This window comes from Gilvibacter sp. SZ-19 (genome assembly GCF_002163875.1).
Classification (GTDB): Bacteria; Bacteroidota; Bacteroidia; order Flavobacteriales; family Flavobacteriaceae; genus Gilvibacter.
Genome location: NZ_CP019333.1, coordinates 819,452 through 839,820 on the forward strand (window position 1 = coordinate 819,452; position 20,369 = coordinate 839,820).

A 20,369-nucleotide genomic window follows, 5' to 3' on the forward strand; every position below is an offset into this window, starting at 1 on the left:
ATACATCTCGTATAAAATTTAAGCCCTAGGCTGCTTAGTTGGTTTGGGGTCGCACTACTTTTGAGCTGAAATCACTAAACAAAAAAGTTATGGCAGTTTTAAAAGTTATCGAGGTATTATCTAATTCTAACACCAGTTGGGAAGATGCAACCAAGAACGCTGTGAAACAAGCGGGTAAAAGTGTGAAGAACATTCGTTCGGTATACGTGCAAGAGCAAAGTGCAATTGTAGACAAAGATGAGGTTACTGAGTTCCGAGTTAATGTTAAAATCACTTTCGAGGTCAAATAGACTTTGAAATTCGCTAAATTTATGCGCCAAAATCCTCGGGTTTTGGCGCATTTTAATTCTACCCATGTTCAGATCCTATCTCTTCTCTATCCTCACTGCACTGATCTTGCTAGCATGCAATTCAAATCCTAATACTGTGGAAGATTTCGCCTATACCAACGCTCTTATCAATGAAACCAGTCCGTATTTGTTGCAACACGCCCACAACCCTGTGGATTGGTACGCTTGGAACGACTCTACTTTGGCCAAAGCTAAACGCGAGAACAAACTAATGTTGATCAGCGTAGGTTATGCCGCTTGTCATTGGTGCCATGTTATGGAGCGTGAGTCTTTTGAAGATACCGCAGTTGCTGCCGTGATGAATGCGAATTTCATAAATATAAAAGTAGACCGTGAGGAACGCCCGGATGTAGATCAGATCTATATGAATGCCATTCAGCTCATGAAAGGTCGCGGGGGTTGGCCTCTTAATGTCATTGCGCTTCCTGACGGACGCCCTGTTTGGGCGGAGACCTATGTTCCTAAAGACGAGTGGAAACGAGCGCTTTCGCAAATACAGACCTTATACGAAGACAGTCCGGAACGTTTGGTAGACTATGCGGCTCGTTTAGAAGCCGGGATCAAATCTTTAGATCTGGTAGAAATAAATCGCAATGAGGTTGATTTTTCTGCCCTGAAAACCGACAGTATAGTGGCTGCCTGGAGCAATCGCTTTGACGATAAGGACGGAGGTATAGCTCAAGCTCCTAAATTCATGATGCCTAACAATTACCACTTCTTATTGCGTTATGCGGTAGAATCCAAGGACAAGGAATTGTTAGATTTTGTGCAGCTGACGCTTAAAAAAATGGCTTTTGGCGGCGTTTATGATCATGTTGGAGGTGGTTTTGCCAGATATTCTACCGACATGCGCTGGCACATACCGCACTTTGAAAAGATGCTCTATGACAATGGCCAACTGGTCAGCTTATACAGTGATGCTTATTTGGTAGACCCAAACCCGCTTTACAAGGAAGTGGTCTACGAGACTTTGCAATATGTGGCCGACGAGATGACCCATGAGTCTGGAGCCTTTTATTCTTCTTTAGATGCCGATAGTGAAGGCCCTAATGGGGAACTGGAAGAAGGTGCTTACTATATCTATACCGAAGCAGAGATCGACTCACTAATCACTGAGAAGCCTGCATTATTCAAAGAGTATTACAGCATAAACAATTACGGTAAATGGGAAGAGGAAAATGCCTATGTACTGATCAGACAACAAGCTGATCCAGAATTTACCGCTGCCCATCAGCTAGATCAAAACACCTTAGACGCGTTAAAATCAGGCTGGAAAAAAACCTTGCTCGATTATAGAAATACACGCCCGCGCCCAGGTTTAGACGACAAGAGTCTTACCTCTTGGAACGGTCTCATGCTAAAAGGTTATTTGGACGCCTATCGCGTGTTTAACGAACCGAAGTTTCTAGAGGCAGCAATAAAAAACGCGAACTTTATAAAGGACAAACAGCTCAAGGCCGATGGCGGTTTATGGCACAGCTTTAAGGATGGGAAAAGTACCATTAATGGCTACCTAGAAGATTATGCCAGTGTCATAGACGGATTCATTGCCATGTACGAGACCACCTTTGATGAGCAGTGGTTGAATTTGGCCAAATCGCTCTTGGAGTACGCCCAAGAACATTTTGGCTATACGGATTCTCGCCTCTTCTATTTCACCTCAGACCAAGACGCACAATTGGTAAGTCGTAGTATAGAGTACCGAGACAATGTGATACCTGCTTCTAACTCTATTATGGCGCATAATTTATTGAAGTTAGGCCATTATTTTGACCAACCGGATTGGATCAAAGACGCCCAAACCATGTTGCACAATGTATTGCCAGAAGTAGCTGCTTATCCGACTAGCTTTAGCAATTGGATGCAACTGGGGCGTAACTTTCAAAATGAGTTTTACGAATTGGTTGTGGTAGGACCGCAGGCTGAAGACGTTCTGGCCGAGATCAACAAAACTTACATCCCCAATAAAATGATTGCAGCCAGCACAACCGAGAGTGATGCTCCGCTGCTTAAAAATCGATTTATAGAAGGAGAGACCTTTGTTTACGTCTGTGTAAACAATACTTGTAAACTTCCTGTGAGAACTGCAGCAGAAGCCCTACCGCTAATGGGCTATTAACCCGGTTGAAAAGCCTTTAGATAATCGGGCTCAAAATAGGCCAGATCGGCAAAATCTCCAGCTTCGAATTTGGCCTGTGCCAAATCTATAAGCTCTTTTGCAGAGGGCAGCCTGTCGTTTATAAAATGTGCGTTCTTGTGCGAGCAAATAGCCGAGAACTTCTCATTGGCGGTGCCGATAAAAGTAACAGGTCCAGCTTCTAAGATCTCAGTAAAACTTTGCTGATCTAAAATTTGTGGTTGTACAGGAACTAGATTCTGATAGCTATGATCGTAAACGGCCGTGTAAGCCTCCATACGACGAGCGTCTAACATGGCTACCAAATGTCCTTCATCTGCATCCAACTGGCGCACTAAGCTGTCTAAAGTGCCGATAGTGATAAGGGGAATATCTAAAGCAAAGCACAGGCCTTTGGCCGCCGAAACACCAATTCTAAGCCCCGTATATGAGCCAGGCCCCGCACTCACAGCCACGGCCTGGAGATCATTTTGGGTTAAACCTGCCTCTTTTAAGATCTCGTCTATATAGACATGTAGTTTTTCTCCGTGAGAATACTTAGACCCGTAGTCCTCTTTGACCAGAACGGCTCCACTTGAATTGACAACAGCCACCGAACAATTCGTGGTGGCTGTCTCTAATGCCAGGATTACTGCCATAGTATTATTCTTCGATTTCTTCTGCTGGCGCTTCTGATTCTTCTTTTATTGCGTCACCACATTTAAGCAATTTGGTAACGGTATTGTATGGCCCAGTGACCACAACGTCTCCTTCTTGAAGACCAGAGATAATCTCAATATTGGAATCGTCTTGGATACCAGTCTCGACCACACGTAATTTTGCTTCTTCTCCAGCTTGCACGAATACGGTCTCAAACTTTTCCTGATCTCCAGATTCTGTTCTGCGTACAGCAGGGCCTTTAGTACAAGTCGTATCGGTCTTAACTACAATGGCACTGATAGGTACACCAATTGCTTTTTCTCGCTTGTTGGTAATAATATCTACCGTTGCAGTCATTCCAGGGCGGAACGGCGAATAGAATTCTGGTTTGCCTTCTAATAGATCCTGATAAGAACTATCTAGAATACGCACTTTTACTTTAAAGTTAGTCACCTGATCTGCGGTCAGTGTGCTTTCTGCGGAGTTCGCTATTTCTGTAACGATTCCTTTGAATTCGCGCTTCAGATAAGCATCTACCTCTACTATAGTTGAATCTCCAAGAGATACTTTTACAATATCGTTCTCGTTTACGTCTACCTCAACTTCCATATTGGAAAGGTCGGCTACGCGCAAGATCTCGGTACCTGCCATTTGCGCAGTTCCAACAACGCGCTCTCCAAGTTCAGCATCTAGTTTAGAGATGGTTCCATCCATAGGAGCGTAAATGGTCGTTCTACCTAAGTTATCACGACTCTGCTTTACAGAGGCGGCAGCACTTTGCACATTGTAATATGCCGATTGTTTGTTGGCTTGCGCTACTTCGTATTCTTGTACAGAACGGTCCCAGTCTTGCTTAGAGATCACCCCTTTTTCAAAGAGTGATTTGTTTCTGTTGTAGTTCAACTCAGCGTTCTTTAAACTCGCCTCCGCTTGTGATAGGTTAGCGCGAACACTTTGCAAACTCGCTTGCGATTGATTCAAGGCTGCCTGAATAAGGTCTGGATTAATGCGCAATAGCAAATCACCCTTTTTGACCTGTTGGCCTTCTTTTACCAAGAGTTCAATGATCTCACCAGAGACTTCAGAAGAGATCATTACTTCCACCTCTGGTTGAATTTTCCCAGTAGCGGCAACCGTCTCTACAATGTCGATCGGCTCAATTTTTGTCAGTTCCACTTTGCGGTAATCTCCGTCACCGCCAATGGTTCCAGATTTACGCAGCATCACTAAGGCAATAAGCCCTACGACTACCAGTGCAACTATGATGATTAGTGTCTTTTTACTCATGGTTTAGAATTTTAACTCTGTTGCGGGGACCCCAAAATAAAGTTCAAGGACCTTTAGCCTAAAAATATAATCGTATTTAGAACGGTTCACTTCTATCAGAGCGTTGTCGTAACGCAATTTAGATTGACTGAAGTCGAACGCATTTGTAATTCCTACATCGTATCTGTCTTTAGCATACTGATACGCCAACTCTTGAGACTCTAGTGCTACTACTGCAGCTTCATAAGCCTTTTTAGATCCTTCTGCGTCTACATATGCCTGATATACATTAGACTCAAGGTCTAATTTAGCTTGCTCCAAAAGGAACTCTTGACGCTTTAAGTTCACCAAACGTCGCTTTACATTATTACGTGTAGAAAAGCCGTTAAAGATAGGAACATTCATTTGTACTCCATAAGAGATACCGTCATTTAGATACAACTGATCTATAAAGGAGCGTGGAGGTAGTTCCTGTAGAATTGTGTTCGGCACTACAGCAGACACGGTCTGTCCGGTCTCGTCCACAAAACCGATCTCTTGTATACGGGTCGGGTCGTTAGGATCTACCGTTTGTGTAAAACGTGAAAGATCCGACTCACGAGTGTTGTAGTTAAAGAAGGCATTTATCGTTGGGTAATAGCTACTTCTAGCGATCTGTAGATCTTTTTGGGCCAAGTCTACATTCGATTCTGCGATCTTTACCTCACTGCGATTCTCTGTAGCGGCTTGAAATATCTCCGAAGCAGTCTTTTCAATGATGCCTTCGTCTACTAGGTTATAGCCTTCGTCTTCGATATCGAAGTTTGCATAATCGTCAATCAATAGCAATTGAGCCAAACTGATCAAAGAGATCCTTACAGCGTTCTCTGCAACCACGATGTTCTGTAATTCACCAGCATTGGTCGCTTGGATCTCGAGCAAATCCCCTTTGGGTAAAATACCTCCATCTACCAATTCCTGAGTCTGTGCTATGGATTGCTGCGTAACCAAATTCTGCGCTTTTAGCGCATTCACATTGGCCTTGTTGAGTAAGATCTGCAAATAACTATTAGCTACCAGCAAAGAGATATCGTCCTTCATTCTAGAAAGGCCGTAATCTGCCGCTAGTTTGGCGATCTTGGCTCGCTGCATTACACGTAGGTTTTGCAAACCGGCGAATACACGGATCCCCGCATTGACTCCTAAGGAGAAGTTACGCGAAGTCTGCGTCTCTAAGATACCCGTAGTAATATTTTGAGAAAGACCTGTGTTCCAGAAGTTAGATGCGTTTCCGTTTAAGGTTGGCAAATAATTCCCGAAAGCGTCGATCTTATCAATCTCAGCATTCTCTATATCGAGCTCACTTTGCTTAACGGAAATGTTGTTTTCCAAAGCATAAGTTACACATTCTTTTAGGGTCCATTTTTTCTGACCAACGGCCAGTGTGCTAACAAAAAGCGACAGGAACAGGACAACAAGCTGCTTCATAATAAGTGTGTGTGTTGAATAAGTCTATGGATAGTCAAATGTGTTACACAAAGGTAACGAAATTAGCGGCCGCCAAACTGCGCTACCGGTTTGAGTTGATTCCAAACTTTGATTTTATCTTCTTTAGTGATTCCGGATTTAACCTCTACCTGGATGCCATCGCTTACGCCCAGCTCCAGATCTCTGCGTTCGAATTCTTGATCGCCGATCTCTACTTCCACAAAAGGTTCTTGCGTTTTAGGATCGTATTGCACCAAGGCTTCCTTAACAGCCATTACGCTGTCTGCACGGGCCAATATGATCGATGCATTTGCACTTAGACCTGCTCTGATAAAGGTAGAATCGATCTTGGCCAAAGTTCCTTTGATCTCGAATTGAATGGCACCGTTCTCTGCTACTCCTTTTGGAGCGATATAATCTAGTACGGCGTCGAATGTTGCGTTTTCAATAGCACCTACGGTGATCTCTAAAGGAAGATTCTCTTTGATCTTTCCAACTTCGCTTTCGTCTACCTTACCTTCAAAGATCATCTTCTCTACATCGGCCAAAGTGGCAATGGTAGTTCCGTCATTAAAGTTGTTGGCCTCGATCACTTGGTTTCCTGTTTTTACAGGAACGTCAAGTACCATTCCCGATACCGTGGCACGGATCTCGGTATTGGCCGCGGCTCCCAAACCGGCAGTTGTTCCGGTCTTGATGATGTCAAAATTCTGACGGGCCGCATTTACGTTCACCTGTTCTGCTCGGTAACGCTGTTCTGCTTGGTTGTACGTAATTTGCGCATTGTCGAACTCATTGGCAGAGATCACTCCCTTGTCAAATAGGTTCTTTTGGCGCTGATAAATATTCTTTTGATTCTCAAAGGCCAATCGGGCTGCATCGAGCTGGGTCTGAGCCGAACGAATGCTGTTTTGCGCACTGTTCAAAGCGGAGACATTGGGTACAACTTTGACCTTTGCGATAAGGTCTCCTGCTTTTACAAAATCGCCCGCCTCTACAAAGATCTCATCTATAATACCAGAGATATTCGGCTTAATAAGGACCTCCTCCTTGGGTACTATGCTCCCCGTAGCTACTGTTTTCTTAACGATACTGGCCGTTGTGGCTTGCTCGGTCTTATAAACAACAGGATCTTCTTTATCCTTCAAATAGATATAGCGGATTCCGAATATAAATCCGACCAATATCAGTCCGAGTACAATGATGGTTCCTTTTCGTTTCATGATTTTTGAATTAATGTCTTGGTATTACGGTTATTCAATGCGCAAGGCATCTACTGGTTTCATTTGTGTGGCGCGAGTTGCTGGGATCAATCCGGCCAAAAGTCCGGAGACGATCAGTATACTCAACGCGATTATTATAACGCCTATCCCTACACTAGGGTTGGCAAAATTCTCTACAGGACCAACATTATCTAGTACGGTATTCATGATCCAGATGATACCGGAGGCAAATGAAATTCCCACCATTCCAGAAATGATAGTAAGCACTAGGGACTCTTGCAGTACCTGCGATCGAATATTCCAGGGAGAAGCGCCAAGTGCACGACGCACGCCAATTTCTTTGGTGCGCTCTTTTACAACGATAAGCATGATATTACTGATCCCGATAACGCCAGAAAGCAAGACCAAAGCTCCCACAAAATATCCCACTACTGTTAGGATATTGAACAAACCGGTGATCTTTGCAAACTCCTCGGCCAGATCAAAATGACCAATAGCGCGTTTGTCCTCTGGATGTACTGTACGCAGTTCTCGCATTAAAGTCATTATACGAGGCTTCACAGAGGTAATGCTTACATCGTCATGTGCCGTAATGGCCATCCAACCTACGTTATCTGCTCTATTGAAAGCCTGCGAAAAAGTGGTAAAAGGAATATAGATGGTATTAGCTTCTTGCTCGTTATCGCCTTGCGAGTTGGCATTCTTAAAGGTTCCCACTACCAAGAAGTTGATTCCACTTATCTTGATATAACTACCAATAACCTCTTCTCCTTTGTCATATAGTGTTCTGATCACATCTTGACCAATGACCGCTATCTTGCGTTTGTCTTCAATATCTGAATAGCTCAAAAACCGGCCTTCCATAATGTCTAATGGCTGCTGATTGATGAACTCCGGATAGTCTCCATAAACGTCAAAAGCTCCTGTTTTCTCGTTGCGGGTAACATTGTTCGACCCTCTGAAACCACCCAATTGGTTTCTTGGAGATACATATTTGAGTTCTGGGATCTGATCTTTTAAGGCTTGAACGTCGCTCAGCTTAAAATTGAAAAAGCGACCCTTTGGCAAACCTTTGTAAGGCATAGAAGTTCCCTGAGACCACATGAAGATCGAGTTTGTGGCAAAGTTCCCAAAGTCTGCCTGGACCCCGTTCTTAAGTCCGTTGGTCAAAGCCAGGAGCAAGACCAAGATAAAGATCCCCCAGAATACACCGAAAGCCGTTAAAAAGGTTCGGAATCGGTTGGCATTTAAAGCCTCTAATATTTCGCTCCAACGATCTCTATTAAACATCTTATTCGTCTCTTAGGGCTTCTATTGGTTTAATATTGGCAGCGCGTCTGGCGGGAATAAAACCGGCCAGGGCTCCAGCGGCAATAAGCACAAAAACTGTGGTGATAGAGGTGTTGAAATCCACCTGCGGGGATTTGATAAAATCGGTCTCGGCATAAGGAGCGACAGCTTCCAATAGGCCTACGCCAGCAAACAAGCCTATAAAACCTGCAATTGCAGTGATAAAGATCGCCTCCTGCATGATCATCCCAATGATAGAGCTTGGCAAAGCTCCTATCGCCTTGCGGATCCCGATCTCTTTGGTACGTTCTTTTACCACAATGAGCATAATATTGCTCACTCCTACTACACCGGCAATTATGGTTCCGATTCCAATAAACCAGAACACGGCTCTAATGGTATCGATAAGACCATAGATCTTTTTTGCTTCTTCTAAAGTGTTGAAAACACGAACAGCGCTGCGATCGTCAGGGGCCACGCTGTGCTTGGTCTTTAAATCAGACTCCAAACCTTCTGCCATTGCGGTCGACAAGGCGACAGCTTCGTCAAAGTTCTCGGACATTTTAACGGTGTAGGCAATGGAGCGTAAGCGGTCTCCTGCATTAAACACCCCTTGGGCTGTGGTAATAGGAATAAACACTCGGTTTTCTTCACGAGCGCCTCCCGGATCGGTAAAAACTCCAACCACTAAAAAGTTGATCCCGAAGATCTTTATTTGTTTCCCAACGGCTTCTTCTCCTTTGAATAGGTCCATTTGGATCTGATTTCCGATGACGGCTACTTTGGCAACTTCGTCTAGGTCACTCTTATTGATAAATCGACCAGAGACCATACTTTCGTTCTCTATGAACTGCTGATCAGGATCGGAACCTTCTATGCGGTAGTTGCCTGACTCCTTGCCATAGGTCACCTGACCTCCCCATAAGGAATACAATGAGGTGCGGTATTCTATCTGATCTTCGTATTTCTGATTGAGTGTTTGGTAGTCCTCGTTTCGCAGTTGCACATAGCGACCAGGATTCAAACCTTTATACTCCTTACTTGTCACTCCTGTCCAAATAGAGATGCGATTGGTGGCATCCTCCTCAAAGGCTTCGCGAACACCGTTGGAGATTCCAGAATTGAATCCAAGAAGGATAACCAAAATAAAGATCCCAGAGGCTACAGATAGCCCCGTAAGGAAAGTTCGCAATTTGTTCTTGCGAATGGTTTCGAATATTTCTTCCCAGCGCTCTAGATTAAACATGAGCCGGAGATTTGGCGCGTACTTGTTCTACGCGCTTGTCGTCTACTATCTTCCCGTCCTTAAGATGAACGATTCGCTTACACATATGGGCAATGTCCTCTTCGTGAGTGACCACAAGTATGGTCTTGCCTTCGTCATTAATGGCTTGGATGAGTTCCATTACCTCGTAAGAAGTCTTGGTGTCTAGAGCTCCTGTAGGCTCATCAGCAAGAAGAACCTTAGGATCGCTCGCAAGCGCTCTTGCAATAGCCACACGCTGCTTTTGCCCACCACTGAGTTCGCTAGGTAAGTGTGTAGCCCAATCGGCCAGCCCAACCTTTTCTAAATAGTGCATGGCTTTATCCGTTCTAACGGCGCGCTTAACTCCTTGATAATACAAAGGCATAGAGACATTGTCTAGAGCACTTTTGTAGGTGATCAAATTGAAGCTTTGAAAAATGAATCCAAGGAATTGGTTGCGATAACGTGCAGCAACTTTTTCATTGAGGTTTCTGATGGGTACACTGTCTAAATGATAGGAGCCTCGATCGGCCTCATCGAGCATACCCAGAATATTCAGGAATGTAGATTTTCCAGATCCGGAGGAGCCCATAATGGCTATCATCTCCCCTTCTTTTGCTTCGAAATTGATTCCCTTGAGTACATGCAGGGAATTGCTGCCCATGTGATAGGACTTATGTAGATCTTTGATGGCTATCATATCATTGCACCTTAAGGTGTTTTTAATGAAGCCGCCTTGTTGTTGGTTACTTGACGGTCTTGGTAAATAGACCGCTAAATAAGACTTTTGTTACAGGGGAGAATATTAAGGTCTTGTTAATTTTTGCTCTCCTGCACTTTTCTCCTACTTCGATATATAGCGTAACCTAGCCCTGCCATTAAAATATAGGGAATGGCCATCAAGTAAACGATGCCGTTATTCACTCCCCGAGCAGCATTCTGTGTCTCTTCACTTTCTAATACCGCACGACACATGGCGCATTGCGCGTCGGCATCCGCAGTGAAAAGAAAGAGTAAAACCAGTATGAAGCCTATTTTTCGCATTAAGCAGGATAATAAGGAGAGATCATAAAGTAGACAATAACGCCAGTTACGGCAACATAGAGCCAAATTGGAAAAGTGATCTTTGCCAGTTTGCGGTGCTTGTCAAATTGCTCTGAAAGGGCGCGTACATAGGTAAAGAGTACCAGCGGTATGATTCCGATAGACAAGGTAATATGACTGATCAGAATAAAGAAGTAGATATAACGCAGTACGCCTTCGCCGCCGTAGGCTACACTATCTGATGTCATGTGGTAAGCCACGTACATGACCAAAAACAAGGCCGACAGTACTATTGCGGTCTTCATCAATGACTCGTGCGCTTTGCGATTTCCTTTTTTTATCTGAATTACCGCCAACACTAGGACCACAGCTGTAAAGCCGTTGATCGCTGCGTAAATTGGAGGCAAAAAGCCGAGGCGTTCTACTCCGGGGATTCTGATACCGAATAAGACTGCTACTGCCAAAGGAATAGCAATAGAGAGTGCCCAGATTAATTTTTTGTACTTCAGTTCTGCGTTTGGGGATGTTGTATTCATTGTTCTAATAATTGTTTGATATCTTCTTTGAGGATCTGAATTTGATCGGCTTCGGTTCCGTTGTAGTACACAATTGGATTTCCGTATTCGTCCAATCGGGAACGTATATTTCCCTGCTGATCTATCAAAGCGAAGAAACCGGAATGTTCAAAGCCACCTTCTGCAGTTTCATCTTGGGCCACATATAGATTGAAACCGTTATTAGCCAGGGTATGAATGTCTATCTTTTCTCCGGTCATGAGGTGCCAGTTAGGGTTGGTTATCCCATAACTTTCTGCATAAGCTTGCAGCACCTCTGGAGTATCGTAAGTTGGGTCTATACTAAAAGAAGCAACACCAAAATTGGGGTTGCCAAAGAACTCGTCTTGTAACTTGACCATATTTCTACTCATTACTGGGCAGATGGTTGGGCAGGTTGTAAAAAAGAAATCCACCACATAGACCTTGCCTTCGTAATTCGCATTGGTGATCGTCTCTCCGCGCTGGTTGGTGAACTCAAATTCTGGAACAGGACCAATGGTAGCTAGTTCCGGCTTATTAAGGAAGCCTTCGAGATTGTATACTGCCCAAATACCAAACACAAGTATTATGAATGATATACCTACGTATGAATATTCTTTTTTTACCATTTACAGTTGCTTACGCTTATATTTATTATTCTTTTTCAGAGCGCGACGATACTCTTCTAGCAATACTTTTACATCATCTTTCATTTTCTTATGCAATTCAGATACATTGCTAGCATCATAACCATACATCATACCTATTTCCTCGTCTTGATTTCGTCCGCGCAATCGTCTGTCTTTATCAATAATATAGACGTAATCTGTTCCCAAATCATCTTCCAAAGGATAGGGAGAGCCTAGTTCGCCTTTGAGCTTTCTTATTTGCTGATCGGACAAAACAACGAATTGCCACTTACTGGTCTCTTTGATCTTGCTTAGTTTTTCTTCCAACTCGGATATTGTGCCCTCTGCACCCTCCGGGATCAACCAAACGAACTGTAGGTCGTAGAATTCTGAGTAAGGCGTATATATCTTATGGGCAAGGTTGAACACATGGCCGTACCGACTCTTGGCGTCTTTACCTAAAAAACCAAGAATAGTTATATTACTGAATAATGAAATAGAATCACCTCTAACACTTAAAGTCCCAATTGGCATTTCTTCTAATGGTTCTCCAAGAGTAGGGAGCTGGCGAAAATTATGATTTGCGGCAGCGAAAAACATGTAGGTTACCAATGGTAAGATGAATAAAAAACCTAAAACAAAAAACTTCTTCATATCCAGTTAAATAAAGAAGTGGTTGAGACTTTTACAAGTAGGCCGCTAAACCCAAATTATTAGTGCTATGTGCTCTAAAAAGACAAGGAGCGAATGCAAAAAAATGTGTTTAACTTAGGCTTAAAAGTCAAAAGCACTTTCGGTATACAAAAATACAAAAAAGCCCCGCTAAAAGCGAGGCTCAGTTTCGTTAATTCAACTGTTAAAAGTTGAATTTGATGTGGTTACTCTTGTAGACCTCATAGATATAATCTCCTTCTAGAAGTACGATAAGTACTAAGTAGCAGATCAAGAATACTGCCGTCCAAACTACGGCGCGTCTAAGGCCTTTGGTCTCGTCACGCATGTGCATGAAATCCCAAGTGATATAGTATGCTTTAAAGAGTGTCAAAATGATAAAGATCCAGTTCAGGTACTTCATGGCCAGAAAACGACCCTCCACCAAAAAGGCAGGCTTATAGATACCTAAGGCTACTTCGATTATTGTAACAATAGAAAGTACAATGAATACACCCCAGATCTTGGAAACGTTGGACTTGAATTTAAGCAGTCCTCTGAATATCTCTAATTTATGCTCGTGTCCCATAATGCTTTATAATCGAATTTATACCAGATAAAAGAAGGTAAATACAAATACCCAAACCAAGTCTACAAAGTGCCAGTAAAGACCAACTTTCTCAACCATTTCGTAATGACCGCGGCGCTCGTAAGTTCCAATGATCACGTTGAAGAATATGATAATGTTTATCACTACTCCGGAGAATACGTGGAATCCGTGGAAACCAGTAATAAAAAAGAAGAAATCTGCAAAGAGCGGAGATCCGTATTCATTGCGGATCAAGTTTGCTCCTTCTACGATTAGCTTGCCGTCATTGTTGAGTTTTGTCAAAGACTCCTCACGGCTAAGCACGGTCTTCTCTCCGTTCTCGTCTAGGTATTGGGTTCTGATCAGCAAATTGTCGTTTGCTGCGAATCCGGCTTTAATATCGTCTAAAGTGTAAGTAGAAAGTGTTTCTGAGTCGGTCTCGTACCAGATACCGTTGCTGCGCGTATGCGCTTCACGCTGTGTTGACTCCGCGGCGATCTCGCCTAAGGCAACTCGGTTACCGTCAGTATCTACAAATTGTAGAATACGACCTCCGTTAGTTTCTACCGCTCCGTAATCACCTTTAATGAATGTCTTCCATTCCCAAGCCTGAGAACCTACGAAGATCAAACCACCAATGATGGTAAGGAACATATAAAGGATAACCTTGTTTTTCTTCATCTGATGACCTGCATCTACCGCCAACACCATGGTCACGGAAGAAAAGATCAGAATAAACGTCATGAAGGCCACATAGTACATCGGGAAGTTTCCATGCACGAAAGGAACGTGGGTAAATACTTCGTCGGCAATTGGCCAGGAGTCGATGAATTTGAATCGAGAAAAGCCGTAAGAGGCCAAAAATCCTGAGAAAGTAAGGGCATCAGAAACGATGAAGAACCACATCATCATCTTACCATAACTGGCTCGTAATGGTCGGTTTCCACCACCCCAGATTTTTCCTTCAGTACCTGTTTCAACAACAGTTGTTTCCATAAAAAGAAGTTGACGTTATGATTGTCGCAAAAATAATCAATTTTATTATCTAACGAAATATAAAAAGCAAAACAAATAGATCCACAACAGATCCACGAAATGCCAGAAAGTACCTGCTAGTTCGACACCTAGGGTATTGCCTTTGGTGTATTGCTGTTTATAATGGTTATAAATTACCACTCCCAGAGCAATTAGTGCCGCAAATATGTGCAACAAATGCACGAAAGCGATCAGAAAAACATAGGTATAGGTAATGTTACTGGACTCTCCAGTAAAATAATATCCCAGGTCGTAAGTGATCTGTCTGAATCCGTAAAATTGCAAGCCGGCAAATGTGGCACCAAGTATAAAAGTGGTCACAAGAAAAAGCATTCCTTGGCTGCGTTTTTCTTCTTTGATGTTGCGCAAGGCGAGCCACATGGTGATGCTACTCAGAATAATTACCGGAGTGCTCAGAAAGAAGGCATTCGGCATTTGAAAGTCTGCCACCCAATCGTCGCGTTCGCTACTTACAATAAAGGCCGAGGTAAAGGCCGCAAAGCTCATCAATAAACTAATGATCCCAAACCAGAGCATCATGCGCTTGGCGCGTCTGGCCTTATCCATTTCATACTGTTCTAGTTCCGTCATACATTAATGAATTTATCGACTACATAAATGATCTGTAAAAGGGTAATATAGCTCACACTAGTAAGCATTAAGCGTTTGGCGGTCTTGGCGTCTTGTTTGCGGTAGAGTTTTATGGCGGCCAATAAGAACCAAACTCCCAACAGGCCAATAATCACCGCAGCCACTGGACTTACGTAAAACAAACCAGTAATTCCCAAAGCAGGAATCAAAGAGCAAAGCACAGTCCACAAGGTGTATAAGACCACCTGAGTCGCGGTGCCTTTATCGCGTTTGCCATTGGGCAGCATATAGAATCCACCTTTCTTATAATCTTCGTACAAGAACCAGCCAATGGCCCAAAAATGCGGGAACTGCCAAAAGAACTGGATCATAAAGAGTGTTCCTGCTTCAATTCCAAAGTCGTTGGTGGCCGCAACCCATCCCAGCATAAAAGGAATGGCACCAGGAAAGGCTCCAACAAAAACAGACAATGGGGTCTTAGTCTTGAGCGGGGTGTACAAACTCACATACATAAAAATGGAGATGGCCCCGAACAAAGCTGTTTTGGGATTGATCACATATAAAGTACCTATTCCCAAAACAGTAAAAAGGGTAGCAATGATAAAGGCTGTTTGTACGCTCATACGACCTGCAGGAATAGGTCTGTTCTTGGTGCGGTCCATAAGTGCATCCAAGTCGCGCTCTATGATCTGGTTATAGGCATTTGACGCGCCTACCATAAAATAGCCTCCTAAAGCGAGCATCAGCAATACTTTAAAGTCTATTGCGGGAGTTCCCAATAAATAACCAGCTATGGATGAAAATACAACAGATACCGACAGTCTCACCTTAGTGATCTCGGCAAAATCCCTGAGCAGAGATGTTTTTGATATGCTTGCTTTTTGCGTCTCCAAAACCGGTTGCATTCCGCTTTATTTTGCTCGTGCAAAGATACTCCATAAACTGCTGCCAGCCAATGCAAGTACAAAGGAAATTACAATTTAACAGCCCACTAATAAAATGGGGCTGCTCTTAGAAATCGAAGTACCAGTTGAAAAGATCGGTTCGAATACCAAGATTGAACCAAGTAGAGCTAGAGGCAAATTCGGTCGCAGTATCAACGTTTGGTGTGAAATCGCGGAACAAGAGCGACGCATAGACCTTGAGATTGGTAGCTGGGTTTATCAGGTATCCGCCTTGGAATTCACCAATGAATACCGAGGTGGTATTCCCCTGCCCGATCTCGATCCCTGTATCAAAAGGACGGTCTGCTTCGTCTCTGTAAATATCGCCTCCGTAGTAGAAACTGTCTTCTGCAGTGTTGAAATCAAAACCGCGCTCACCAAAGGTCAGTTTGGCCGAGCCAAACCAGCGCCCGTTAAAATAGCGAGCTATCAATATTCCTTCTCTAAAGTTGGCTCCCCATAAGTGGGCCATAGGTTGATTCTGATGCCCGTAATTGAGTACGATAGAATTGTGAGAATAGGTATACGGTCTGACCTGATTATACTCTGCCTGCAAATAAAGGTTCTTCACCCCAAAAGCATTGTAATACTTAGCTCCCAATTGAAAACCGAGTTTGTTCTTCCAACTCTGATCGCCGCCAAAGACATCTCCGGATGAGAATTCGTCTATCACAACCTGACTGTACGCATTGATCTGATCGGAGAACTTGTATTTCCCACTCAGTCCAATGATGGCATTTCCACCTCTAGAGCCTGTGGTAAATTCAATGGCGCGGTAAAAGATAACCGGGTTGAGATAATTTAGGTCAAACCCACGGTCGTTGTCGTTCTCCCACATGACGGCCTCAAAAAGACCGATATTCAAACGCTTGGTCACATTAATACTCAGGTAGTGATTGGCCATGTATTTGGTTCTGAAAGAACCGTCTAAAGTCACTTCGGAACGCACATCGCGCAGAGACATCCAAGTGTTGGTGTATTTGAGCTTCCAAAAGGTGGTATTGAGTCTCAGATATGGATATGGCGATGAATTATCACTCAGCAAAAGTGAACGGTATCCGTCTCCAATAAAGTTCTTTCCGTGCCCTAATTGCACATTAAAATGCTTACTCGGCGCATAAGACAGATAACCCTCAGCTACCGGATAGTCGTAAGAATCTGTGCGGAATGGCTCCGCAATGTTTCTACCCGGTATTATCGCCGGATTTCCACCATCTGGACGCAAGGACTCCGCATAGCGATTAAAATAACCCGCAAAACGGCCTTGACTCTCAAAAACCGCAGCAAAGAAATTCAGCTTTTTACCTAAACCTCCTTGAAAATAGACCAAGCGTGTATTGTTATAAGTATCTACGCCATCGCCACGACCCACTTGTAGATCCACTCCTGGGTCTATGGTAAACCAATAGTCTTCTCCTTTGACTATACCCATATGTTCGTTCCACCATTTGCGACCCAACCATGAAGATTTCTTTTTCAATAGCTGCTGATTAGCCGCCTCAAAGTCGTAATACTTGTTCACTTCCGCATAGACAAATGGCTTCTGTGCGGTGTGATTATTGATACCGACTTGGTTCATTGCGGAGTCAAAGAGCGCATAATTCTGATGCGATAGCGGAATGTTCAGCTGGCTGGTGTACTCTTCGTTCTGGTATGGGAAACTTTTAATTTCCTCGTATTCGTTTTTATACTGGTCTTGCACTACGTCGGATGCTGCAGTAAGCGTCTCGTCAGTTGTGTTTACTGCGGATGTTACCGGAGAAGATCCTATTGGAAGATCTACACGGAACTGAAACTGCACATAGGTCGGTTTACCATTGTAGGTCGCCGGTTCTATTTCAGGCAGCGATTCAAAAACGCGCTTTACCTCGTCTTTGAGTTCTTGGTAGGCTGCTTCCGTATAAAGCACCTTAAATTCACCGGTGGCCGTCACCTCTAGCAAGGAGACCATAGTCCCGGTATAATTCTCTGCTGCAACTACTTCTGGTGCGTTGAAATTTTCGAAAAAATAACTTTGAAGTGTGTTGTTAAAACATGCGGCCAAAGCCTGGCCGCTCTGCCCTTCACAGGACTCAAAAACAGGATACTTTTCAATGTCGGAGAGTGCTTCTTGGGCTTGAATAGTGAAACAACTAAAGAAGAAAAAAACAAGAACGGATCGCAGTGCTAACTTCATAAAGCGTAAATAGGCTTTCGAAAGATACGTTTTTTTGCCAATCCTAAAAGCAGAAATCCCGCCGGGTGGCGGGATAACTCTTAATCTTGTATCTGAAAGAGGATGGGTAGCGAGAATATCACCGGAACTGACTTTCCTTGATGCATTCCAGGCTGCATTTGCGGCAGTTTCTTAATAACCGCTATAGCTTCTTTCTCTAAAGCCTCATTAGTGGTTCGAACCTTAATATCGGTAACCACCCCATCTGGCCCTACCGTGAATTGACAGGCAATACGCACTTTGCCCGAAAGGTTCTGTTCTGCTCCAATATCATAGTCGAACCTTCGCTGAACGAATTTATGGGTCATCCTAGTAAAGCATTCCAATTGTTCTGCTCTATCCGCGTTGGCATTACAACCGGGAAAGGTCGGGATCTGCATCACATTATTGATATAGATCGGCTGGGGCGGGTCTTCCTTTGGAGCATCGGTAGTTACCAGATTAGCTCCTGGAGTCACCTCCACTACTGGAGGATCAGTGGTAAGCGTTGTGCTTGTAGTTGTTAAGGCATTGTTCTTTACAACCTTAATTACATCGCGCACCTGTTTGGGAGGATCGACCTTGGCCACAGGTTCCACCTTTGGCTTTACCGTTTCAATAACAAAATTGTGCATCACATAGACCTCCGGATCCGAATCATCGGTGTAGGTAATGGGAATCTCTTTGATTTCGACCCGAACTGTTTCGACCACAAAAATGACGAACAGCAGGCTAAAGATCAGTCCAAGTTGAAAATTGCGCGTATGGTTCCAACGCAGATTTACTTGGCGTTTTTTTTGGATGGAAGTCAGTTGGTTAGTGTCTGTTTTCTTGGCATCTTGTTTCATGACTACTGACTTTTAGAGATACTGCACTACTTTGGCTAGTACGCAGTGCCGCATCGATATGTTAAAGTTTTTAACATACAAGATTGATGCCAAAAAAAAATCCCGCTGGCAGAGCGGGATCTATTTGGTTGAAACTTTTTAGAAATTAATCCTGTACGGCAAAAAGGATCGGTAGTGAGTACAATACCCCTACAGCTTTTCCTCGCTGCTTTCCTGGGGTCATTTTTGGAAGTGCTTGTACTACTTTGATAGCTTCTTGCTCCAGTCTTGGGTGTGGTGCACGTGCACGCACATTTACAACGTTTCCGTTACGGTCTATCTTAAACTGTACCGCGATACGCTGGCGTCCTGAAAGACCAAGTTCTCCAGCCAGTTCAGTGTCGAACTTCTTGTTTACGAACTTGCTGATCTTTTCAGACATACATTGCTTCTTAGCATCGTTGTTCCCGGCGTTCTCACAACCTGGGTAGATCGGTACGTTTTCAATAACTGCAAAAGGAACATCTGCAATAACTTCTTCTTCTACTTCTTCGATCTCTTCGATCTCAACGATCTCTTCTTCCTGATCCGTTTCTGTAGATTCGATCACCGTTTCCTCAACATCCTCTTCGTCTTCCACGATATCGATCACTTCTGGTGCCGGTGGTGGTGGCGGAGGTGGTGGAGGTTGGTTCTGAATTTCTGTAACTGGTACTTCCTCTTCGAATTCCTCGTCGAGTTCCAGTTGATCTAGAGCCAAGGCGTCTTTGTCGTAAGTCTTATACTCTATGGCCTGCCATGCCAGTAAAAGCATTACAATCATTCCGATCTGAAAGAAGTAAACACTTCTCTTGCGTAAATCTGCTTTAGGATTTTTCTTCGGTTCCATTGCGTTTCTGAATTAATATGCTCGCTAAAATATAGAATTTCTCGCGAAAAAAGAATTAAACTTTGTTATTTAACCCGACTTTTGATCGCAAATAAAAAATTGCTGTCGCGCCAATTAACATTCCCACCGTATTCGCGACGATATCGTACACATCGGCACTTCTACTTAGGGTGATCTGTCCCTGTAAAATCTCAATTATTGTACCATAAATCAAGGAGGTGAAAACCAGCACTATTAGGTAAGGTTTCCAGAAGCCCGGTTCGCGTTTGCGCAACCAAAAAGCCCCCCACAAAACCCCTAGAATCGCATATGCGAGCAGGTGTGCCAGTTTATCCTGATTCGGAAACAATGGAACTTGCGGTAAATCGGTTCGTTCCATAATAGATACCACAGTGAGCAGTACCGTATACGATAAGGCGAGAAAAAGTAGCGATTTAGGCGCCAACAAGGGCTTTATATCCGGCATCGTCAAGTAATTCTTCTACTTCTGATGGATCGCTGATCTTTACTTTGATCATCCAACCGTCACCATAAGGGTCTGAGTTGACCGTCTCCGGAGCATCCTCCAAAGATTCATTGAACTCAATGATCTCTCCGCTTAAGGGTAAGAATAGATCAGAAACTGTCTTAACAGCTTCTACAGTTCCGAAAACCTCATCTTTGTCCAAGGTCTCGTCTACAGTCTCTACTTCCACATAAACGATATCTCCAAGTTCTCCCTGGGCAAAGTCAGTAATACCAACGGTGGCGACATCTCCATCTATAGAAACCCACTCGTGATCTTTGGTGTATTTAAGATTGGCTGGTATATTCATTTCAGCA

At 43.6% G+C, this 20,369-nt stretch carries 21 protein-coding genes; 2 read left to right on the top strand and 19 right to left on the bottom strand.

Annotated features, from left to right (window positions below):
* The first annotated feature begins 89 nt into the window (after positions 1–89).
* Both BTO09_RS03800 and BTO09_RS03805 read left to right on the top strand, forming a co-directional pair.
* The gene (locus BTO09_RS03800; protein ID WP_087523400.1) at positions 90–290 is read left to right on the top strand and encodes a dodecin family protein; all 201 of its coding nucleotides are present in this window, start codon (positions 90–92) and stop codon (positions 288–290) included.
* A 64-nt stretch (positions 291–354) separates the two neighbouring features.
* Positions 355–2,469, top strand: coding sequence for a thioredoxin domain-containing protein (locus BTO09_RS03805; protein WP_087523401.1), 2,115 nt, complete (start codon positions 355–357; stop codon positions 2,467–2,469).
* Here BTO09_RS03805 and tsaB read toward each other — a convergent pair.
* The 19 genes from tsaB to gcvH all read right to left on the bottom strand — a co-directional run bounded on the left by tsaB (position 2,466) and on the right by gcvH (position 20,362).
* Positions 2,466–3,125, bottom strand: coding sequence for a tRNA (adenosine(37)-N6)-threonylcarbamoyltransferase complex dimerization subunit type 1 TsaB (gene tsaB, locus BTO09_RS03810; protein ID WP_087523402.1), 660 nt, complete (start codon positions 3,123–3,125; stop codon positions 2,466–2,468). The two genes, BTO09_RS03805 and tsaB, sit on opposite strands and share 4 nt — an antisense overlap.
* A gap of 4 nt (positions 3,126–3,129) precedes the next feature.
* Entirely contained in the window at positions 3,130–4,413 is a 1,284-nt protein-coding gene (locus tag BTO09_RS03815) for an efflux RND transporter periplasmic adaptor subunit (RefSeq protein ID WP_087523403.1), read from the bottom strand.
* A gap of 3 nt (positions 4,414–4,416) precedes the next feature.
* Positions 4,417–5,859: a TolC family protein gene (locus BTO09_RS03820; RefSeq protein WP_087523404.1), complete on the bottom strand. Its 1,443-nt coding sequence runs from the start codon at positions 5,857–5,859 to the stop codon at positions 4,417–4,419.
* Positions 5,860–5,921: 62 nt separating this feature from the next.
* Positions 5,922–7,082, bottom strand: coding sequence for an efflux RND transporter periplasmic adaptor subunit (locus tag BTO09_RS03825; protein WP_087523405.1), 1,161 nt, complete (start codon positions 7,080–7,082; stop codon positions 5,922–5,924).
* Positions 7,083–7,112: 30 nt separating this feature from the next.
* Positions 7,113–8,372, bottom strand: coding sequence for an ABC transporter permease (locus BTO09_RS03830; RefSeq protein ID WP_087523406.1), 1,260 nt, complete (start codon positions 8,370–8,372; stop codon positions 7,113–7,115).
* A gap of 1 nt (position 8,373) precedes the next feature.
* Positions 8,374–9,618 (bottom strand): ABC transporter permease, encoded by a 1,245-nt coding sequence (locus tag BTO09_RS03835; protein WP_087523407.1) that lies wholly within the window; start codon positions 9,616–9,618, stop codon positions 8,374–8,376.
* The gene (locus tag BTO09_RS03840) at positions 9,611–10,318 is read right to left on the bottom strand and encodes an ABC transporter ATP-binding protein (protein WP_087523408.1); all 708 of its coding nucleotides are present in this window, start codon (positions 10,316–10,318) and stop codon (positions 9,611–9,613) included. The genes BTO09_RS03835 and BTO09_RS03840 overlap by 8 nt, the downstream gene beginning before the upstream one ends.
* Positions 10,319–10,661: 343 nt before the next feature.
* Positions 10,662–11,198 carry a DUF420 domain-containing protein gene (locus BTO09_RS03850; RefSeq protein WP_087523410.1) on the bottom strand — a complete coding sequence of 179 codons (537 nt, stop codon included), beginning with the start codon at positions 11,196–11,198 and terminating at the stop codon, positions 10,662–10,664.
* Positions 11,195–11,827 (bottom strand): SCO family protein, encoded by a 633-nt coding sequence (locus tag BTO09_RS03855; protein WP_087523411.1) that lies wholly within the window; start codon positions 11,825–11,827, stop codon positions 11,195–11,197. Before BTO09_RS03855 ends, BTO09_RS03850 begins: the two co-directional genes overlap by 4 nt.
* Positions 11,828–12,481, bottom strand: a complete 654-nt coding sequence (locus tag BTO09_RS03860) for a hypothetical protein (RefSeq protein WP_087523412.1) — start codon at positions 12,479–12,481, stop codon at positions 11,828–11,830. It lies immediately after the preceding gene.
* 202 nt (positions 12,482–12,683) lie between these two features.
* Complete coding sequence (locus tag BTO09_RS03865; RefSeq protein ID WP_087523413.1) at positions 12,684–13,067, bottom strand: cytochrome C oxidase subunit IV family protein; 384 nt, start codon at positions 13,065–13,067, stop codon at positions 12,684–12,686.
* A gap of 18 nt (positions 13,068–13,085) precedes the next feature.
* Positions 13,086–14,063, bottom strand: a complete 978-nt coding sequence (locus BTO09_RS03870; protein ID WP_087523414.1) for a cytochrome c oxidase subunit 3 — start codon at positions 14,061–14,063, stop codon at positions 13,086–13,088.
* Positions 14,064–14,108: 45 nt separating this feature from the next.
* Complete coding sequence (locus BTO09_RS03875; protein ID WP_087523415.1) at positions 14,109–14,693, bottom strand: cytochrome c oxidase subunit 3; 585 nt, start codon at positions 14,691–14,693, stop codon at positions 14,109–14,111.
* Positions 14,690–15,598, bottom strand: coding sequence for a heme o synthase (gene cyoE, locus BTO09_RS03880; RefSeq protein ID WP_087523416.1), 909 nt, complete (start codon positions 15,596–15,598; stop codon positions 14,690–14,692). The genes BTO09_RS03875 and cyoE overlap by 4 nt, the downstream gene beginning before the upstream one ends.
* 106 nt (positions 15,599–15,704) lie before the next feature.
* Positions 15,705–17,813, bottom strand: coding sequence for a gliding motility protein RemB (locus tag BTO09_RS03885; RefSeq protein WP_087523417.1), 2,109 nt, complete (start codon positions 17,811–17,813; stop codon positions 15,705–15,707).
* Between the two features lie 80 nt (positions 17,814–17,893).
* Positions 17,894–18,679 (bottom strand): energy transducer TonB, encoded by a 786-nt coding sequence (locus BTO09_RS03890; RefSeq protein WP_087523418.1) that lies wholly within the window; start codon positions 18,677–18,679, stop codon positions 17,894–17,896.
* Between the two features lie 145 nt (positions 18,680–18,824).
* The gene (locus tag BTO09_RS03895; protein WP_087523419.1) at positions 18,825–19,547 is read right to left on the bottom strand and encodes an energy transducer TonB; all 723 of its coding nucleotides are present in this window, start codon (positions 19,545–19,547) and stop codon (positions 18,825–18,827) included.
* 55 nt (positions 19,548–19,602) lie between these two features.
* Positions 19,603–19,926, bottom strand: coding sequence for a VanZ family protein (locus BTO09_RS03900; RefSeq protein WP_157663420.1), 324 nt, complete (start codon positions 19,924–19,926; stop codon positions 19,603–19,605).
* Between the two features lie 55 nt (positions 19,927–19,981).
* Positions 19,982–20,362 (bottom strand): glycine cleavage system protein GcvH, encoded by a 381-nt coding sequence (gcvH, locus tag BTO09_RS03905; protein WP_087523421.1) that lies wholly within the window; start codon positions 20,360–20,362, stop codon positions 19,982–19,984.
* Positions 20,363–20,369 lie beyond the last annotated feature (7 nt).

What these genes read in the sequence shown, in the direction of transcription:
- tsaB (WP_087523402.1), bottom strand. Translation starts at nt 3,125, where the DNA reads ATGGCAGTAATCCTGGCATTAGAGACAGCCACCACGAATTGTTCGGTG.
- BTO09_RS03885 (WP_087523417.1), bottom strand. Translation starts at nt 17,813, where the DNA reads ATGAAGTTAGCACTGCGATCCGTTCTTGTTTTTTTCTTCTTTAGTTGT.
- BTO09_RS03900 (WP_157663420.1), bottom strand. Translation starts at nt 19,926, where the DNA reads ATGGAACGAACCGATTTACCGCAAGTTCCATTGTTTCCGAATCAGGAT.
- BTO09_RS03815 (WP_087523403.1), bottom strand. Translation starts at nt 4,413, where the DNA reads ATGAGTAAAAAGACACTAATCATCATAGTTGCACTGGTAGTCGTAGGG.
- BTO09_RS03840 (WP_087523408.1), bottom strand. Translation starts at nt 10,318, where the DNA reads ATGATAGCCATCAAAGATCTACATAAGTCCTATCACATGGGCAGCAAT.
- BTO09_RS03820 (WP_087523404.1), bottom strand. Translation starts at nt 5,859, where the DNA reads ATGAAGCAGCTTGTTGTCCTGTTCCTGTCGCTTTTTGTTAGCACACTG.
- cyoE (WP_087523416.1), bottom strand. Translation starts at nt 15,598, where the DNA reads ATGCAACCGGTTTTGGAGACGCAAAAAGCAAGCATATCAAAAACATCT.
- BTO09_RS03825 (WP_087523405.1), bottom strand. Translation starts at nt 7,082, where the DNA reads ATGAAACGAAAAGGAACCATCATTGTACTCGGACTGATATTGGTCGGA.
- BTO09_RS03865 (WP_087523413.1), bottom strand. Translation starts at nt 13,067, where the DNA reads ATGGGACACGAGCATAAATTAGAGATATTCAGAGGACTGCTTAAATTC.
- BTO09_RS03850 (WP_087523410.1), bottom strand. Translation starts at nt 11,198, where the DNA reads ATGAATACAACATCCCCAAACGCAGAACTGAAGTACAAAAAATTAATC.
- BTO09_RS03835 (WP_087523407.1), bottom strand. Translation starts at nt 9,618, where the DNA reads ATGTTTAATCTAGAGCGCTGGGAAGAAATATTCGAAACCATTCGCAAG.
- BTO09_RS03860 (WP_087523412.1), bottom strand. Translation starts at nt 12,481, where the DNA reads ATGAAGAAGTTTTTTGTTTTAGGTTTTTTATTCATCTTACCATTGGTA.
- BTO09_RS03895 (WP_087523419.1), bottom strand. Translation starts at nt 19,547, where the DNA reads ATGGAACCGAAGAAAAATCCTAAAGCAGATTTACGCAAGAGAAGTGTT.
- BTO09_RS03855 (WP_087523411.1), bottom strand. Translation starts at nt 11,827, where the DNA reads ATGGTAAAAAAAGAATATTCATACGTAGGTATATCATTCATAATACTT.
- BTO09_RS03830 (WP_087523406.1), bottom strand. Translation starts at nt 8,372, where the DNA reads ATGTTTAATAGAGATCGTTGGAGCGAAATATTAGAGGCTTTAAATGCC.
- BTO09_RS03875 (WP_087523415.1), bottom strand. Translation starts at nt 14,693, where the DNA reads ATGACGGAACTAGAACAGTATGAAATGGATAAGGCCAGACGCGCCAAG.
- BTO09_RS03800 (WP_087523400.1), top strand. Translation starts at nt 90, where the DNA reads ATGGCAGTTTTAAAAGTTATCGAGGTATTATCTAATTCTAACACCAGT.
- BTO09_RS03805 (WP_087523401.1), top strand. Translation starts at nt 355, where the DNA reads ATGTTCAGATCCTATCTCTTCTCTATCCTCACTGCACTGATCTTGCTA.
- gcvH (WP_087523421.1), bottom strand. Translation starts at nt 20,362, where the DNA reads ATGAATATACCAGCCAATCTTAAATACACCAAAGATCACGAGTGGGTT.
- BTO09_RS03870 (WP_087523414.1), bottom strand. Translation starts at nt 14,063, where the DNA reads ATGGAAACAACTGTTGTTGAAACAGGTACTGAAGGAAAAATCTGGGGT.
- BTO09_RS03890 (WP_087523418.1), bottom strand. Translation starts at nt 18,679, where the DNA reads ATGAAACAAGATGCCAAGAAAACAGACACTAACCAACTGACTTCCATC.